A 16,081-nucleotide genomic window follows, 5' to 3' on the forward strand; every position below is an offset into this window, starting at 1 on the left:
CTACCAACTGAGCTATAGCCCCATGTGTTCTTCCCGCTCGGCGGGCGAACAAGAAGAACTTTAGCCTGCGACCTGCCGGAAAGTGAAATCCGGGGTCGGGGCCCTGGAGGGCCGCTCAGTCGTCGTCGCCGAGCACCGGTTCCGGGAGCGTGCCGGCGTTGTGTTCCAGCAGGCGCCAGCCGCGGGCGCCCTCGCCGAGCACGGACCAGCAGCAGTTGGAGAGGCCGCCGAGACTCTCCCAGTGCGGGGACTCCAGACCGAGGAGCCGTCCGATGGTGGTGCGGATCGTGCCGCCGTGGCTGACCACCACGAGGGTGCCGTCCTCGGGCAGCTTCTCGGCGTGCCGCAGCACGACGGGTGCGGCCCGGTCGGCGACCTCGGTCTCCAGTTCGCCGCCGCCGCGGCGCACCGGCTCCCCGCGCTTCCACGCGGCGTACTCCTCGCCGTGGCGGGCGATGATCTCCTCGTGCGTCAGCCCCTGCCAGACGCCCGCGTACGTCTCCCGCAGGCCCTCGTCGTGGGTGACGTCGAGGTCGGTGAGGGCGGCCAGCTCGGCGGCCGTGTTCGCCGCCCGCTTCAGGTCGGAGGCGACGATCGCGTCGGGCTTGAGGGAGGCCAGCAGCCGGGCGGCCCGGCGGGCCTGGCCGATGCCGGTCTCGGTGAGCTCGACGTCCGTGGTGCCCTGGAAGCGGCGCTCCACGTTCCAGGCGGTCTGGCCGTGCCGCCACAGGATGACGCGGCGGCCCCGGCCCGCCTTGCGGCCGTCCGCGCCGGCGCTCACCGCACCTCCCCGAACTCGGAGGCGTCCTCCTCGGCCTGCAGCTTCGCGTGCTCGGCGGCCTTGCCGCGGGTCTGCTTGGCGTCGGCGGGAAGATCCAGCTCGGGGCAGTCCTTCCACAGCCGCTCCAGGGCGTAGAAGACGCGCTCCTCGCTGTGCTGGACGTGGACGACGATGTCGACGTAGTCGAGCAGGATCCAGCGGGCGTCGCGGTCGCCCTCGCGGCGCACCGGCTTGGCGCCGAGTTCCTTGCTGAGCCGCTCCTCGATCTCGTCGACGATCGACTTGACCTGACGGTCGTTGGGAGCGGAGGCCAGCAGGAAGGCGTCCGTGATCGACAGCACGTCGCTGACGTCGTAGGCGATGATGTCGTGCGCGAGCTTGTCGGCGGCCGCCTGTGCGGCGGCGGAGATGAGCTCGATGGAGCGGTCAGTGGCGGTCACTACGCGGCTTTCGGTCGGCGGTCAACAGACCTCAAGGGTCTCACGGACCGCGGACGGCACCCCACGTGAATAACGGATCACGCCCCGGACGTCGGCCCGGACACCGGCTCCGGCCTCCGGGGCGTGCTCTCCGTCACAGCCACTGCGCCTTACCGCCACCGCGCCCTCGTCATGAGGACGACGACGGCTTGTAGTCCTCTCCGAGTACGACCGAGACGTCCGCGTTCGCGGCGACCGTGCCCTTGGTCACGGTGCTGGTGGGCAGGCCCAGGGTCTTGGCGACCTCGGTGGCGTTCTCCTTGTCGGCCGCGTCGGAGTACGTGATCTTGGACTTGGCCGAGGCCGCGGACGCCGTGCCGGCCTCCAGGAAGGTGAAGCCGCCGTTGAGGAGGACGACGCGGGCCTTCTCGGTGTCGTCCTTGACCCCGGTGGCGTTCTGGACCGCGACCCGGACCGCCGAACCCTCGTCGGGGCTCTTCGCAGTGCCGCCCAGGACGTCCTTGACGACACTGGCGGAGGCCTGTGCGGTCAGCGTGCCGTCGTTCTGGACGGGCAGCAGGGCCGTCTTGTAGGCGCCGCTCTTGGCGAGGTCGGCGAGCTTGGCGAGGAAGGTGCCGAGGTCCTTGTCGGTGAGGGGCGGGTCGAGGATCTGGGCCAGGGTCTGCACGGTGGTGGTCGCCGCCGTCGGGTCCGAGGTCAGCTGGCGCAGCACGCCCTGCATGACCTGCCCGAACCGCTCCAGCTGGGAGTTCTGGGACTCGCCGGAGGCACGGTAGGTGGCGTAGGCGACGGCCATCTTGCCGCTGAGGGTCTGGTCCTTGCCCTTGTGGACGAGGGGCTCGGCGCCCTTCTTCGTCGCGGCCGGGTCGGGGACGTCGGCGTTGGTGTCGATGTCGATGTTGCCGACGAGGTCGACGAGGTTCTGCAGGTAGGGGGTGTCGAGGCGCCAGGTGCCCTCGATGTCGGTGCCGAGGACCGTGTTGAGCTGGTCGACGGTCCCGGAGGTGCCGTCGTCGTCGACCGACTTGGCCAGCGTCGTCGTGTTGCCGTCGTCGTCCGTGAGGGCGAGCGAGTTGGGCAGCAGCACGGTGGTGCCCTGCTTGAGGGTGGTGTTGTCGACGAGCAGCACCGAGGAGGTGCCGCCCTTCGCGGTGTTGTGCAGGTGGACCACGATCACGTCGCGGTTCTGGGCGCCCGCGGCCGTCGTGGTGCCGGACTTCGAGGCGGGCGAGGAGACTCCGGGGAGCTTCCCGGCGTACCAGAGATAGCCGACACCACCGGACACGACCAGGGCCAGGGCGACGACGAGGGCGACCATGCGGCCGCGGGCGCGGCGCTTGGCCTCCTCGCGGCGCTCGGTGCGGTTCTCGGTGAAGTTCAGCCAGTCGATGACGTCCTCGGAGTCGTCGGTCGGCTCCTCCACGAAGGCGAACTGCTCGGTGCGGTAGTCCCGTTCACCCGTCTCCGGGGTTTTCGGGGCTTTCGTGTCCTCGGCCGGGCCGCCCTGCTGCGGGATGTAGGCGGTCTGCTCGGCGACCCGGGGCTGCGGTCCGGCGGCCGCGGTCTGCCCGTAGGGGTCGTAGGCCGTCGTGGTCCCGGTGGCGTACGGGTCGTAGCCGGACTGGGGCGCCTGCCGGCTGTCGTAGGCCTGCTGGGTGCCGGTGTCGTAGGACTGCGGGGTCTGCGGTTGGGCGCCCGTGTCGTAGTCGGGCGTCTGCTGCTGGGTGCCCGTCGCGTACGGGTCGTAGGCGTAGCCCTGCTGTTGCTGCTGCCCGTACGGGTCGTACGGCTGCTGCTGCGGGGGCTGTTGGGTCTGCTGGGTCTGGATCTGGCGGTAGACAGGCTGGTTGTACTCGTCGTAGCCGACGAGCTCGTACTGGTCGCCGCCGTACCCGGCGTCGTATCGGTCGTTCACCGGTGCCCCTCTCGGCTCACTCGCCGCGGTACAGCTCGCGCTTGTCGATATAGCGCACGACTCCGTCGGGCACCAGGTACCAGACCGGATCACCCTTGGCGACTCTCGCACGGCAGTCCGTGGAGGAGATGGCCAGCGCGGGAACCTCGACCAGCGAGACACCGCCCTCCGGGAGGCCCGGGTCGGTCAGTGTGTGGCCGGGCCGGGTGACCCCGATGAAGTGCGCGAGGGAGAACAGCTCCTCCGCGTCCCGCCAGGTCAGGATCGCGCCGAGGGCGTCGGCCCCGGTGATGAAGAAGAGGTCCGCGTCGGGGTTGAGGGCGCGCAGGTCGCGGAGGGTGTCCGTGGTGTAGGTGGGGCCGCCGCGGTCGATGTCGATACGGCTCACCGAGAACTGGGGGTTCTCGGCGGTCGCGATGACCGTCATCAGGTAGCGGTCCTCGGCCAGGGCGACCTTGCGGTCGGTCTTCTGCCACGGCTGACCGGTCGGGACGAAGATCACCTCGTCCAGGTGGAACTGCGCGGCGACCTCACTGGCCGCCACGAGGTGTCCGTGGTGGATCGGGTCGAACGTTCCGCCCATGACGCCGAGACGGCGCTTGCCGGGGTTCGACGGGCCGTTGTTGCGCGGGCCGTTCACCATTCGGTTCTCCGTGCCGCGCGTCGTGTCGTTCGCCGGACCGGTAGGCATGTCCTGCTCTCCCATGCGTGCAGACCCTACCGGCCCGGTGTGAAGGCCCCGGGACCCGTCCGGTGGACAGAAGGGACAGACCCTAGCGGTCGCGGTTGAAGCGGGTGGTGATCCACAGCAGGAGCAGCAGGATGATGAAAGCGCTGCCACCGGTGACGATCGGCTGGAGGCTCTCGTGGTTGCCCCCGCCCTCACCCTCGGCGGCAAGAGTGACCAACTGGGCAGCAGTGCCGTGGAAGCTCATCTTCAGCAGAACCTATCCGGTGTGGGCGGGATAAAGATGTCGGCCCATGGTAAGCGGGCGCCCGGGCGGCGATCACGCCGACTCCGCCATTGGGAACCGGACATGGGCGCCGGCAGGGAACTCGTCGGGCGTCTCAGTCGTCCTTCTGTTTGTATCCGCGCAGCAGGAACCACGCGGTCAGGATGCAGCCGAGGAACATCACGACCAGTACGACCCTGAGCAGATCCCCCGATCCGTGCTGGGGGGCGGCGTTCGCGGCCTCTGCGAGCCAGGCGGCTGCGGAATGGGGCTCCATGCGTTGACTCCTTCGCTGTACTGCCCGTCCACGGTATCTCCGCCTAGGCTGGGCTCTGCTTCGGGGGCACTCAGCGCACACAGACGCACATGGGGGACCACATGTCCGAAGACGGCCACGAGCAGAACGCGCACGAGAACGTGCCGAGCAGGCAGCGCAGGCGCTTCCCGGGGATCTCCTCGCGCGCGTACGAGCACCCGGCGGACCGCTCCGCCCTGGTGGCGCTGCGCAAACTGACCGGGTTCGACACGGTGTTCAAGGCGCTCAGCGGGCTGCTGCCCGAGCGCAGTCTGCGCCTGCTGTTCCTGTCCGACTCGGTGCGGGTGTCGGACCAGCAGTTCTCACACCTCAACGACATGCTGCGGGACGCCTGTTACATCCTGGACCTGGAGAAGGTCCCGCCGATGTACGTCACCCAGGACCCGCAGCCCAACGCGATGTGCATCGGCCTGGACGAGCCGATCATCGTCGTCACCACCGGCCTGGTCGAGCTGCTCGACGAGGAGGAGATGCGGGCGGTCGTCGGCCACGAGGTGGGCCACGCGCTGTCCGGCCACTCCGTGTACCGCACGATCCTGCTGTTCCTGACCAGCCTGGCCCTGAAGGTCGCCTGGATCCCGCTGGGCAACCTCGCGATCCTGGCGATCGTGACGGCGCTGCGCGAGTGGTTCCGCAAGTCGGAGCTGTCCGCCGACCGCGCGGGCCTGCTGGTCGGCCAGGACCTGCGGGCCTCGATGCGCGGCCTGATGAAGATCGCGGGCGGCAACCACCTGCACGAGATGAACGTGGACGCGTTCCTCAAGCAGGCCGAGGAGTTCGAGTCGGGCGGCGACCTGCGCGACTCGGTCCTGAAGATCCTGAACGTGCTGCCCCGCTCCCACCCGTTCACCACGGTGCGGGCGGCCGAGCTGAAGAAGTGGTCCGAGTCCCGCGACTACCAGCGGATCATGGACGGGCACTACCCGCGGCGCAGCGAGGACAAGGACACCTCGGTCACGGACTCGTTCCGCGAGTCTGCGGCGAGCTATGCCAGCAACGTCAAGAGCTCCAAGGACCCGCTGATGAAGCTGGTCAGCGACATCGCCGGCGGCGCGGGCGACCTGGGCGGCCGGGTGCGGCGCGGCTTCGGCGGCTTCGCGAGCACGACCCCGCAGGACGGACCGCCCACCGAATCGGCCAACGGCACCGAGCAGCCGCCCACGGACACCCCGCCGCGCGACGAGGACTGACCGGGCGGACACACACCGCACCGACCTCATACCTGCGACGACCGGGCGCGGCGCCGGTTCACACCCGGGGTGACCAGGCGCGACCCCGGCTCGCACGCAGGGCGGCCTCGCACGGCCGTGGATGGAGGGTTCTCACACCTTCGGCTGTGCGCCGGCCGCCAGTGAGCCGCACAGGGCCGTGGCGCTGCCCGTGGCGAACGGGTCGGTGCCGGCCGGGCCGCCCGCCTTGGCGGTCTGGCCGGCGAGCAGGGGGCGCAGATAGGTGACGGAGTCCTCGGCGCAGGACAGCGGGCCTGCCTGGACGTAGGAGGTGACGATCTGGGCCTGATCCATGCGCAGGTCGTCGCGGTCGAAGCGGAACTGGAGCTCGCGGCGGACGGTGAACAGGGACGCCTGGGCCTTGTCGCCGGAGCCGGTCGGCCGGAGCGCGTAGACGAAGGTTCCGTCGGCGGTGACCTCAAGGGTGGACGAGTCGATCTCGGTGGCCTGGAGGGTGCCCTGGACGCGGATCTTGCGGTCGGCCAGCTCGGCGCGTGCCGGGTCGAAGCGAACCAGCCATCCGGTGGGCTCGTGCCGGCCGTCGGCGGCCGGGTGCTCGAAGCTCTGGTCGAACTGGTCGAGCTGGTCGGGGTCGACTAGGACACGCGCGGGGCGGATCTGTCCGCCGGTGAGCACGGCCGGGTAGAGCGAGGACTCCACGATGTAGTCCTTGGCTGTGCTCAGGGCGGCCACGACCTGGCTGTCCGAGAAGTGCGCGGTGCGCCGCGCGGCCGGCAGCGGTATGCCGTCGCCGCCCACGTCGAACTGCGCGGCGGGGCTGCGCGCGAAGAGGTACTCGGCGTCGGCCGCCCCCGGCACCTTGCCCTGCGGGGACAGCGGGATGACGGTCATCCGCAGCGGCTCGGCGGGCTGCTGGGCCGTGGGGGTCGTGTAGGGGTGCCGTACGCCCATGTAGATCGCGGTGCCGAACGCGATGGCGATCAGCATGACCAGGATCAGGGCCTGGCGGGAGAGACCGCGGCGCAGCGCCGGGCGGCGGCGGACGGCGGGGGCGTGGTCCGCCATGCGCTCCCGCGCGGAGAACTCCTGGAGACGGGCAGCACGGACGAACGACTCGTCGAACACGACGGATCGGTACTCGTCCTCACCACCCCCGGGAGCGCCCTCGGGCGTCCCCTCGGGTGGGTCTCCTGGACCGCCCATACTTTCAGAGTAGGTCTCCGGAGCCTCAGGTAAACGCCCTGGTACACGACAAGTTCTGACAGGTTCTCAACGAGCCGGTCACAGCGGCCACAAGTCGGTCAGGGCGTGCGCGGTACGGCCGACAGTGGTGGCTGGGAGTTGTCCGCGGAGACGGAGGGTGCCGCCGCCGTGCCCTGTTCCACGCCGGTGGAGGCCGGGGGCGGGACGCGGTCCCTGCTGCCCGAGGACGCGCCGCGGTAGACCGCGGAGAAGGCCAGGGCGACCATGCCGATGCCCATCACCAGGGCAAGCAGCCAGGCTACGGGGCGGTGCCAGCGGACCTGTTTGCCGTACGTTCCCGGGGCTCCGTAGCGGCCCTCGACGAGGTCGGTGTCGTCCAGGTCGTCGAGTTCCGGATCATGGCCGAAATCGCGTCCGTAGGTGTCCTCGAAGAGGTCGTCGTCGCCTCGTGGGCCTCTGCCGCGCTGGGCGCGGCGGGCTTCGGCCTCGGAGGCTTCGGCTCTCGCCTGCGCGGCGGCAAGGAGACGCTCGACGGCGGTTGGCTCGTGTACTACGGCCGCCCGTACGAAGGCCTCGTCGAAGACCACGGAGTCGAATTCTTCGTCCGACATTCCGCGGTCGTGGTCGTCGTCGGGCTCCCAGCCGTCAGGGAACGGCGTGCCCCCCACGTCCTCCGGCACCTCTCCAGAGTAGACCTGGGGGGTCAATTTGGGCAGGCGGTAGGGAAATTCATCCGCAGGGTGAGATACCTCTCCACCCACGAGGACCTATGCCCCCGACATATGCCAAACGCCTCCGGCTCAGCGGCGGATGTGCCCGTCGCCGGTGACGATGTACTTGGTGCTCGTCAGTTCCGGCAGGCCCATCGGGCCCCGTGCGTGCAGCTTCTGGGTGGAGATGCCGATCTCCGCACCGAAGCCGAACTGTCCGCCGTCCGTGAAGCGCGTGGAGGCGTTCACGGCGACGGTGGTGGAGTCGACCAGCTGGGTGAAGCGGCGGGCGGCCTGCTGGGAGGAGGTGACGATCGCCTCGGTGTGGCCGGAGCTCCACAGCCGGATGTGCTGGACGGCCTTGTCGAGCGAGTCGACGACGGCGGCGGCGATGTCGTAGGAGAGGTACTCGGTGTCCCAGTCCTCGGGGGTGGCCTCGACCACGGTGGCCGCGGACTCCTTGGCGTAGGCGAGCACACGCTCGTCGGCGTGCACGGTGACGCCGGCCTCGGCGAGGGCGTCCAGGGCGCGGGGCAGGAACTCGGGGGCGATGTCCTGGTGGACGAGGAGGGTCTCGGCGGCGTTGCAGACGCTGGGCCGCTGGGCCTTGGAGTTGATCAGGATGTCGATGGCCATGTCGAGGTCGGCGTGCGCGTCGACGTAGACGTGGCAGTTGCCGACGCCGGTCTCGATCACGGGGACGGTCGACTCGGTGACGACGGTCTGGATCAGGGAGGCGCCGCCGCGCGGGATGAGGACGTCGACGAGGCCCCGCGCGCGCATCAGCTCGCGGACGCTCTCGCGGTTCTCGCCGGGCACCAACTGCACGGCGTCGGCGGGCAGTCCGGCGCCGCCGACGGCGTCGCGGATGACGCGCACGAGGGCGGTGTTCGACTCGTAGGCGGAGGCGGAGCCGCGCAGCAGGACCGCGTTGCCGGACTTGAGGCAGAGGGCGGCGGCGTCGACCGTCACGTTCGGTCGGGCCTCGTAGATGATGCCGACGACGCCGAGGGGGACGCGGACCTGGCGCAGGTCGACGCCGTTCGGGAGGGTCGAGCCGCGGACGACCTCGCCGACCGGGTCGGGCAGCGCGACGACGTCCCGGACGTCGGAGGCGATGGCCCGGACGCGCTCGGGGGTGAGGGTCAGCCGGTCGATGACCGTCTCGCTGGTGCCGGCCGCGCGGGCCTTGGCGATGTCCTTGGCGTTGGCCTCGACGATTTCGCTCGTGCGGACTTCCAGCGCGTCCGCGATGGCGAGCAGCGCGTCGTCCTTCTCCGCCCGGGGCAGCGGCGCGAGGTCGGCGGCGGCGGACTTGGCGCGGTAGGCGGCCCGGGTGACCGGGGACATGGAGTCGTACGGCGAGAGCGTGGTCATGAGGGAAGGGTAGTGCGCCGGGCCGAGGCGTCCACCGGCTATCCCAAACCGCGAGACAGGCGCGGAAGGGCCCGAAGACGGCTCAAAACGGATCCCGGAGGGTCGGGGGTCCGAGGCCGGCGGGTCTCAGAACGGATGGACGCCGACGGGGGTCGCGGGCAGCGGGCCGTAACCCTCGGAAATGCGCTGGTGATAGGTCTCGCGGTCGATGACCTCCAGGCCGACGATCTCCCACGGCGGCAGCTTGGCGGTCTGGCGGTGCTCGCCCCACAGGCGCAGCGCGACGGCGGCGGCGTCGTGCAGGTCGCGGGCCTCCTCCCAGTAGCGGATCTCCGCGTGGTCGTTGGCGTAGCGGCTGGTCAGCAGAAAGGGGTGGTCGTGGGCGAGCTGTTCCAGACCGCGCCGCACCTCCTTCAGCGGGGCCTCGCCACCGGAGACGCTGAGGGTGACATGCCACAGCCGGGGAAGGTCCTTGGGTTCCTCGCCCTCGTACCGGGCGCCGGCCGCGACGCTGGTCAGCGTGCGCTCCTCGCCGGGCGCGCGGGAGGTGGCACCACCGCGGGACGCCGCCGCCCCAGGGCGCACTCGTCTCACGACGGCCTCCTTACGCAATGGTCGAGCTGCTGTGCTCGCGCGGATGGGTCCCTGAGCAAAGTTGAGCAGGCGCGGGGCGTCCGTGTGGCACTTTTGCGGAACGTCCACCGAGGGAGGCGGACGTTTCGGTTGTTTTACGGGTGGAGGATCACCAGGTCGTCCCTGTGTACGACTTCCCTCTCGTACGACGGTCCCAGCTCCCGCGCCAGTTCCCTGGTGGAGCGGCCGATCAGCTGGGGGATCTCCTTGGCGTCGAAGTTGACGAGGCCCCGTGCGACCGCGTGCCCGGCGCCGTCCCGGAGTTCGACGGGGTCACCCGCGCTGAACTCGCCCTCCACGGCGGCGATTCCGGCCGGCAGCAGCGACATCCGGCGCTGCACGACCGCGCGCACCGCGCCGTCGTCGAGCGTCAGCGAGCCCTGGGGCGTGGACGCGTGCTGCAGCCAGAGCAGCCGGTCCGCGGACCGTTTTCCGGTGGCGTGAAAGTACGTCCCGGTGTCACCCCCGCTCAGGGCGTCGGTCGCGTGGACCGCGCTCGTCAGCACGACGGGGATGCCCGCGGCGGCGGCGATACGGGCCGCCTCGACCTTGGTGACCATGCCGCCGGTGCCGACTCCGGCCTTGCCCGCGCTGCCGATCTCGACGTGGGCGAGGTCCTGCGGGCCGTGCACTTCCGCTATCCGCGAGGTGCCGGGCTTGCTGGGGTCGCCGTCGTAGACGCCGTCGATGTCGGAGAGCAGGACCAGCAGGTCGGCGTGGACGAGGTGGGCGACGAGGGCGGCGAGACGGTCGTTGTCGCCGAAGCGGATCTCGTCCGTGGCGACGGTGTCGTTCTCGTTGACGACCGGCAGGGCACCCATGGCGAGGAGCTTGTCGAGGGTGCGGGAGGCGTTGCGGTGGTGGGAGCGGCGGCTCATGTCGTCGGAGGTGAGCAGCACCTGTCCGACGCGGATGCCGTAGCGGGCGAAGGAGGCGGTGTAGCGGGCCACGAGGAGGCCCTGGCCGACGCTGGCGGCGGCCTGCTGGCGGGCCAGGTCCTTGGGGCGGCGGCGCAGTCCGAGCGGGGCGAGTCCTGCGGCGATGGCACCGGAGGAAACGAGGACGACCTCTCTCTCGCCTCCGCTGCGGCTCTTGGCGAGGACGTCGACGAGTGCGTCGACGCGGTCGGCGTCCAGGCCGCCGGCCGCGGTGGTCAGTGAGGAGGAACCCACCTTGACGACGATCCTGCGGGCCTCGGTCACGGCCTGCCTTGCGGCTGCCACGGGCGGAATCCCCTCAGGTAGTTCGGGTGACCCGCGGCAATTTACGCGAACCGGGTGGGGGTGTGCACGTTGGTCCAGGTCGCGGACAGAGGGGTTGAGTTCCGGGTGCGCGCCGGAGGGGCTGGTCGCGCCCACGCGGCGGAGCCGCAAATGGACACAGCCCCGCGCCCCCAAAAAACGCCGGGCTCGCCCTGTTCTTTCAGGGGCGCGGGGAACTGCGCGGCCCGCCCCCACCGGCCCGCAGCCGACGTACTTTCCGCACCACCCGGCGCAAGAACACACCCGCTCCCCCCTCCCGATATCCCTCCACCGCACGCGCCTCGCGAGGTTCCGCCAGGTACAGGGAGTCAGGCAGTCCCGCCTCACCCGACCGGAAGTGCGGATACGCCAGGTACACCCGACGCCCCCGCTTCTCCACCACCGCCTCAGGGCGCTTCTTCGACTTGAGGAACTGGACGACCTCCAGCAGGAGTTCGGGGCGTTCCTGCGCGACCAGATGCAGTCGCAGCCGTTCGTCGACCTTGAGGCGGACGGCGACCTCGTCCGTCCAGTGCGCGGCCATCAGCGGCTTGGCCAGCTCGAACTTGTGGCGCCGTACCTGCTCGCTGTCCCCCGCGTACTTGGGGCCGAACTGCGGCAACATGGTCACCAGGAACGGGCGGACCATCAACTTGTCCCGCTCCACCCCCGGCGGGACCATCTCCGCGATGAGGTTCATCAACGCGCGCGCGGAGTCGAAGCGCAGGGTGTAACTCCCGCTCTTCGTCACGTGTTTGCCGTCGTCGCGGCCCACCAGGTAGTAGCAGGTGTGGTCGGCGATCACGGAGACGCCGTCGGCCCGCAGATAGGCCTCCATCGTGAACAGCGCGTCCTCGCCGGTGAACAGCGACTCGTCGAACCGCATGCTGTGCCGTTCCAGGAGCGCCCGGCGGAACAGCTTCTGGGCACTGAGCGTGAACTTGATGTTGGAGTGGAAGACGTCGGTGCGCTCCAGCGTCTCTACCCACGCGGCCTTGGGCGGGACGCGGTTGATGCCCTCGACCTTGCCGAGCACCACGTCGGTGCCGTTGCGGTCGGCCATCGCGACCATGCGCTCCAGGGCCTCGGGGGCGAGCCGGTCGTCGGCGTCGAGGAAGAAGACGTAGCGCCCGGTCGCCTTGCCGAGGCCGACGTTGCGCGGGGAGCTGGGGCCGCCGGAGTTCTCCTGGCGGATCACCGTGACGTGGGTCGCGGCGCGGGCCGCGAACTCCTCCAGGTACTCCCCCGTGCCGTCCGTCGAGCCGTCGTCCACGGCGACGACCTCGATCCGGGCCGGGTCCAGGGTCTGTGCCTCGACCGAGCGCAGGCACTCGACGAGGTACGGCATCGCCTCGTACGCCCCGATGACCACGGTCACATCAGGCTGGGTCACGGTCACGCGCTCCCCTTCGTCCATGGAGTGTTTCCCCCGTATCGGCCGGATCGCCATCTACAAGACGGCCGACGCAGTGGATCGGTTGTCTTCCGTCAGCAGGGGATACGCAAAAGAGCCCGGTTTTCGAGGATCACTCCCCAAAAACCGGGCTCTTCTTGACCAATTTCTGACTCGCGCAGGTCAGCCGACCGTTGGGTCGGCCGACAGATGGGCCTCCGACGGACTCGCCGGGTCACCGGTGGCCGCCGACCGCTCCTGGCCGACGTTGCGGGCCTCGGACTTGAGCGCCAGGTCCCGTACCGCGGTGTTGAACTGCTCGATGGACGTGGGCTCGTCCGGGCCGAGCAGGTACTCCTTGAGTTCCTTGCGGTCCTCGGCCAGCGGGTCGGCGTCCGGGGCGCGGACCGCCGCCAGCAGCTCGCCCAGTTCGGTGGCCTTGTTGGAGAGGATCACGGCGGCGCGCACCGCCGTGTTCTGCCGCTTGAACTCCTCGACGCCGAGCTGCGCGGAGTCCGTGACCGCGTACGGCTTGCCGCTCGCGATGAAGTCGGAGACCACGCTGGAGATGTCGGAGACCATCGCGTCGGACACGTTGAAGCAGTCGTACAGGCGCGGTTCGGCGCCGGCGATGACCCGGTGCTCGAAGGTGCCGAAGGACTTCCAGTACGCGTTGTTCCACTCGGCGCGCAGCCGGGCGATCTCCTCGTACTTGGCCAGGTCGACGACGCCGTCGCGGGTGAGCTCGGCCTCGTCGCCCTTGTCGGCGGGGCCGCCGGACAGTTCGGTGATCCGGGCCTCGATGCGGGCCATGTCGGCCTTGGCCTTGGCCTGGGCAGCTGCGTCGGCCTGGAAGCGCGGGTCGGTCGCGCGCTGGGCGGCGGCCTTCTCCACCAGGGCGGTCACCTTGCGGTGCGCGGAGCCGGCCGCGGAGCTGACGGTGCCGGTGAAGGGGTGCGGCTTGTACAGGACCCGGACCGGAGGGTCGGCCTTGAGCAGCTTCTTCACGATGTTCTCGCCGGCCAGCAGCAGGGAGGTGTTGCCGGGGTCGTTGTCCCAGCCCTCCCAGGTCGGCGCGTACAGGACGGTGGGGATACGGCCCTCGGGGACGCCCTGCCAGCCCTGGATGGGGGCGAGCTGCGGGCGGCCGACCTCGACGATGTCGTCGTCGCGGACACCGACGTCGGCGATGGCGTAGCGGTCGCGGCCCGCGCGGCCGGCGGTCCACACCTCGTCGTAGACCTTGCTGAACGGGTTGACGCTGGCCAGCTTGTCGCTGTCGCCGTGGCCGATGAAGACGTGCTTCATGGTGGGGACGCGCAGCAGGTGGATGTTCTTGCCGACGTTGGCCGCGTAGAGCGCGACGCGCACGCTGGAGAGGTCCATGTTCATCAGGTGCACGCCGCCGGGGACGCAGATGACGGGGACCTTGGTGGGGGCGAGGTTCTGCAGTATGACGCGCTCGCGGAGCAGGACCAGGGGCCGGGACTCCAGCTGCTCCATGGTCTCCAGCCACATGTTGACCTGGTAGGCCGAGTCCTTGGAGCCGGAGAAGCAGAGCACGGTCTGCGGCTGGTACTCGTGCAGCCAGTCGTCGACGGCTTCGAGGATGACCTCGGCGGTCGGCGGGATCTTCGTACCCCGTATGTACGGGACGAGCGCGAGGACGTAGAGGGTGCCGAGGAACAGGGTGACGCCGATGCCGATGAAGGCGGCGACGGCCGAGTCCAGCTGGGCGGAGATCAGCAGGCCGACGACGGCGAACAGGTCGAGGTGGAGCATCTTCTCGGCGGAGCGTTCCAGCAGGCCGAACGGCGGGGCGTCCGGGATGTTGATGCGCGAGCCGAGGTCGACGTTGCGGGTGGCGACCGGCATCCGGCGGCGGTTGCGGATCAGCGTGACGACCGCGCCGTGCGGGGCCTGGAGGCCGTAGAACGCGATGAAGCAGGCGATGGCGCCGTAGAAGATCAGGTGGTCCGAGAGGTCCATGCGGGCCAGCAGCAGGATCAGCAGGAGCTGGCGGATCAGGAAGCGGATGGACAGGCCCGCCCTGACCTTGCTGAGGCGGTTGACCAGATAGCTGCCCTGGCGGTGCAGATAGTGGTCGGCGACGTACGTCACGACGGCCGCCGCGGCGAAGGCGGGGACGCTCGGGACGAGCGCGGCCAGCATGAGGGCGGGGAAGCCCAGCATCATGAGGACGGCCGCGGCGAGCTCGGCCGCGCTGCCCACACGGGCAACGCGGATGGCGGTGGAAATCACTGATAAACCTGCTCTTGGGGGTTTTGAGTAATTTACCGGGATCTCAGAGTCAGGCTTAATTAAACGCCGTCCTGGACGTCCAGCACCGAGGCGAGGGCGGCCTCGAAGCCGGAGGCCTTGGCCGCCCCGGCCGTCGGGTCCTGCTGGCGGACGTCGATGACGTGACCGGTCAGCTCGGAGAGCAGCACGTCGAGCGAGGTGCGGGCGACGGCCTCGGAGGAGAGCAGGGTGCCCGAGGGCTCCTGGCCGAAGGCCTTGGTGCGCATCGGGGTGGCGGTGCGCTCCGGGTTGATGCAGTTGACGCGGATGCCGTCGCCGGCCCATTCGTCGGACAGGGCCTGCGTGAGGTTGACCATCGCGGCCTTGGTCGAGGAGTACAGGCTGTACTCGGCGCGGCCCCGGGTGTAGCTGCTGGAGGTGTAGAGCAGCAGCTGGCCCTTGGTCTCGGCGAGGTACTTGTACGCGGAACGGGCGATCTGCACCGGCGCCAGGTAGTTGACCTTCAGCGCTTCCTCGATGGTCGCGTTGTCCGTCTCGGCCAGCTTGCCGATGCGCAGCACGCCCGCGGTGTTGATGACGTGGTCGATGCGCCCGGTCTCGGCGTAGGCCTTGGACAGCGCGTCGTCGACCTCCTCGGGGTTCTCGACGTGCGTGCCGGTGGTGGAGCGGCCCAGCGCGTAGACCTTGGCGCCGTAGCCCTCGGCGAGCTCGGCGATGTCCTTGCCGATGCCGTACGAGCCGCCGAAGACGACCAGGGTCTTGCCGGTGAGCAGCTCGCGGTAGGCGGCCTCGTCGACCTGCTCGGGGGCGGCCGTGGAGGCGAGCTGGAAGAGCTTGTCGGCGATGAAGACGTCGACGGGCTGGGTGACCTTCATGTTGTACTCGTCGCCCGCGACGACGTGGATCGGCACGTCCGGCAGGTACTTGAGTACGACGGAGCAGTCGTCGGTGGCCTGGAAGTTCGGGTCCCCGGCGGCGACCTCGTAGGCGCGGCGGATCGTGGACAGCTTGAACGCCTGGGGCGTCTGGCCGCGGCGCAGCCGGGAGCGGTCCGGGATCTCGGTGATGAACTCGCCGTCGTCGCCGTGCGTGCGGGTCACGATGATGGTGTCCGCGGAGGGGATGGCCACGTCGACGGCCTGGAAGCGCTCCAGGGCGATCACACAGTCGTCGATCACGCGCTGCGAAAGCAAGGGGCGCACGGCGTCGTGGAAGAGGACGTTGGCGTCCTCACCCTCGGCCAGGCCCTCGCCGAGGGCGGCGATGGCGCGCTCGGTGGTCTCGTTCCGCGTGGCGCCGCCCTCGATGATCCGGGTGACCTTCGTGAAACCGGCCTTGGCGACGATCTTCTCGACGTCGGGAACATAGCCCGGCGCCATCAGAACGATGATGTCGTCGATCGACTCGGCGTTCTCGAAGGTGGTCAGGGTGTGCTCGATGACTGCCTTGCCGGCGATCTTCAGCAGCTGCTTGGGGATCGAGAGACCCACGCGCTGGCCGGTACCGCCGGCCAGGATCACTGCGGTGGTGCGGGGCTTGGCTATGTGCGACACAGGCGACCTTGACCTACCTCGGGACAACGGGGGAACTGGCAAATGGTCCCACTCACGGTAACCGCAGTGCAAGGCGAGTGACCTCCACCGCATAGGCGAGCGACACCTGTCATT

At 69.9% G+C, this 16,081-nt stretch carries 15 protein-coding genes and 1 tRNA gene (1 of these 16 cut by a window edge); 1 reads left to right on the forward strand and 15 read right to left on the reverse strand.

Annotated features, from left to right (window positions below; genetic code table 11):
• From ACWDEW_RS06065 to ACWDEW_RS06095, 7 genes are all read right to left on the reverse strand, one after another.
• Positions 1-22: transfer RNA gene (locus tag ACWDEW_RS06065), tRNA-Ala, on the reverse strand; it reaches 151 nt to the left of the window's first position.
• Positions 23-115: 93 nt separating this feature from the next.
• Positions 116-781 (reverse strand): histidine phosphatase family protein, encoded by a 666-nt coding sequence (locus ACWDEW_RS06070; protein ID WP_200713110.1) that lies wholly within the window; start codon positions 779-781, stop codon positions 116-118.
• Positions 778-1,221: a ribosome silencing factor gene (gene rsfS / locus ACWDEW_RS06075; protein WP_093626661.1), complete on the reverse strand. Its 444-nt coding sequence runs from the start codon at positions 1,219-1,221 to the stop codon at positions 778-780. Before rsfS ends, ACWDEW_RS06070 begins: the two co-directional genes overlap by 4 nt.
• 169 nt (positions 1,222-1,390) lie before the next feature.
• Positions 1,391-3,136: an LCP family protein gene (locus ACWDEW_RS06080; RefSeq protein ID WP_450510045.1), complete on the reverse strand. Its 1,746-nt coding sequence runs from the start codon at positions 3,134-3,136 to the stop codon at positions 1,391-1,393.
• Positions 3,137-3,152: 16 nt separating this feature from the next.
• Entirely contained in the window at positions 3,153-3,842 is a 690-nt protein-coding gene (gene nadD / locus ACWDEW_RS06085; RefSeq protein WP_363097266.1) for a nicotinate-nucleotide adenylyltransferase, read from the reverse strand.
• A 67-nt stretch (positions 3,843-3,909) separates the two neighbouring features.
• The gene (locus ACWDEW_RS06090) at positions 3,910-4,071 is read right to left on the reverse strand and encodes a hypothetical protein (RefSeq protein ID WP_019065530.1); all 162 of its coding nucleotides are present in this window, start codon (positions 4,069-4,071) and stop codon (positions 3,910-3,912) included.
• 133 nt (positions 4,072-4,204) lie between these two features.
• Positions 4,205-4,366 (reverse strand): hypothetical protein, encoded by a 162-nt coding sequence (locus tag ACWDEW_RS06095; RefSeq protein WP_019065531.1) that lies wholly within the window; start codon positions 4,364-4,366, stop codon positions 4,205-4,207.
• A 101-nt stretch (positions 4,367-4,467) separates the two neighbouring features.
• On the opposite strand from ACWDEW_RS06095, the gene ACWDEW_RS06100 reads away from it, so the two are divergent.
• Positions 4,468-5,595 (forward strand): M48 family metallopeptidase, encoded by a 1,128-nt coding sequence (locus ACWDEW_RS06100; protein WP_450510048.1) that lies wholly within the window; start codon positions 4,468-4,470, stop codon positions 5,593-5,595.
• Between the two features lie 132 nt (positions 5,596-5,727).
• On the opposite strand, the gene ACWDEW_RS06105 is transcribed toward ACWDEW_RS06100, so the two are convergent.
• The 8 genes from ACWDEW_RS06105 to ACWDEW_RS06140 form a co-directional block, all read right to left on the reverse strand.
• The gene (locus ACWDEW_RS06105; protein WP_450510050.1) at positions 5,728-6,798 is read right to left on the reverse strand and encodes an SCO2583 family membrane protein; all 1,071 of its coding nucleotides are present in this window, start codon (positions 6,796-6,798) and stop codon (positions 5,728-5,730) included.
• Between the two features lie 98 nt (positions 6,799-6,896).
• Positions 6,897-7,478, reverse strand: a complete 582-nt coding sequence (locus tag ACWDEW_RS06110; protein WP_450510052.1) for an SCO2584 family spore wall biosynthesis protein — start codon at positions 7,476-7,478, stop codon at positions 6,897-6,899.
• 120 nt (positions 7,479-7,598) lie between these two features.
• Positions 7,599-8,885: a glutamate-5-semialdehyde dehydrogenase gene (locus ACWDEW_RS06115; RefSeq protein WP_450510054.1), complete on the reverse strand. Its 1,287-nt coding sequence runs from the start codon at positions 8,883-8,885 to the stop codon at positions 7,599-7,601.
• Between the two features lie 126 nt (positions 8,886-9,011).
• Positions 9,012-9,470 (reverse strand): hypothetical protein, encoded by a 459-nt coding sequence (locus tag ACWDEW_RS06120; protein WP_019063252.1) that lies wholly within the window; start codon positions 9,468-9,470, stop codon positions 9,012-9,014.
• Between the two features lie 143 nt (positions 9,471-9,613).
• Positions 9,614-10,720, reverse strand: a complete 1,107-nt coding sequence (proB, locus tag ACWDEW_RS06125; protein WP_450510173.1) for a glutamate 5-kinase — start codon at positions 10,718-10,720, stop codon at positions 9,614-9,616.
• A gap of 220 nt (positions 10,721-10,940) precedes the next feature.
• Complete coding sequence (locus tag ACWDEW_RS06130) at positions 10,941-12,158, reverse strand: glycosyltransferase family 2 protein (protein ID WP_450510175.1); 1,218 nt, start codon at positions 12,156-12,158, stop codon at positions 10,941-10,943.
• A 177-nt stretch (positions 12,159-12,335) separates the two neighbouring features.
• Positions 12,336-14,414 carry a hypothetical protein gene (locus ACWDEW_RS06135; RefSeq protein ID WP_450510056.1) on the reverse strand — a complete coding sequence of 693 codons (2,079 nt, stop codon included), beginning with the start codon at positions 14,412-14,414 and terminating at the stop codon, positions 12,336-12,338.
• 59 nt (positions 14,415-14,473) lie between these two features.
• Complete coding sequence (locus tag ACWDEW_RS06140; RefSeq protein WP_450510058.1) at positions 14,474-15,967, reverse strand: SDR family NAD(P)-dependent oxidoreductase; 1,494 nt, start codon at positions 15,965-15,967, stop codon at positions 14,474-14,476.
• Positions 15,968-16,081: the final 114 nt, after the last annotated feature.

The sequence above is a fragment of the Streptomyces sp. NPDC001100 genome, assembly GCF_053598575.1.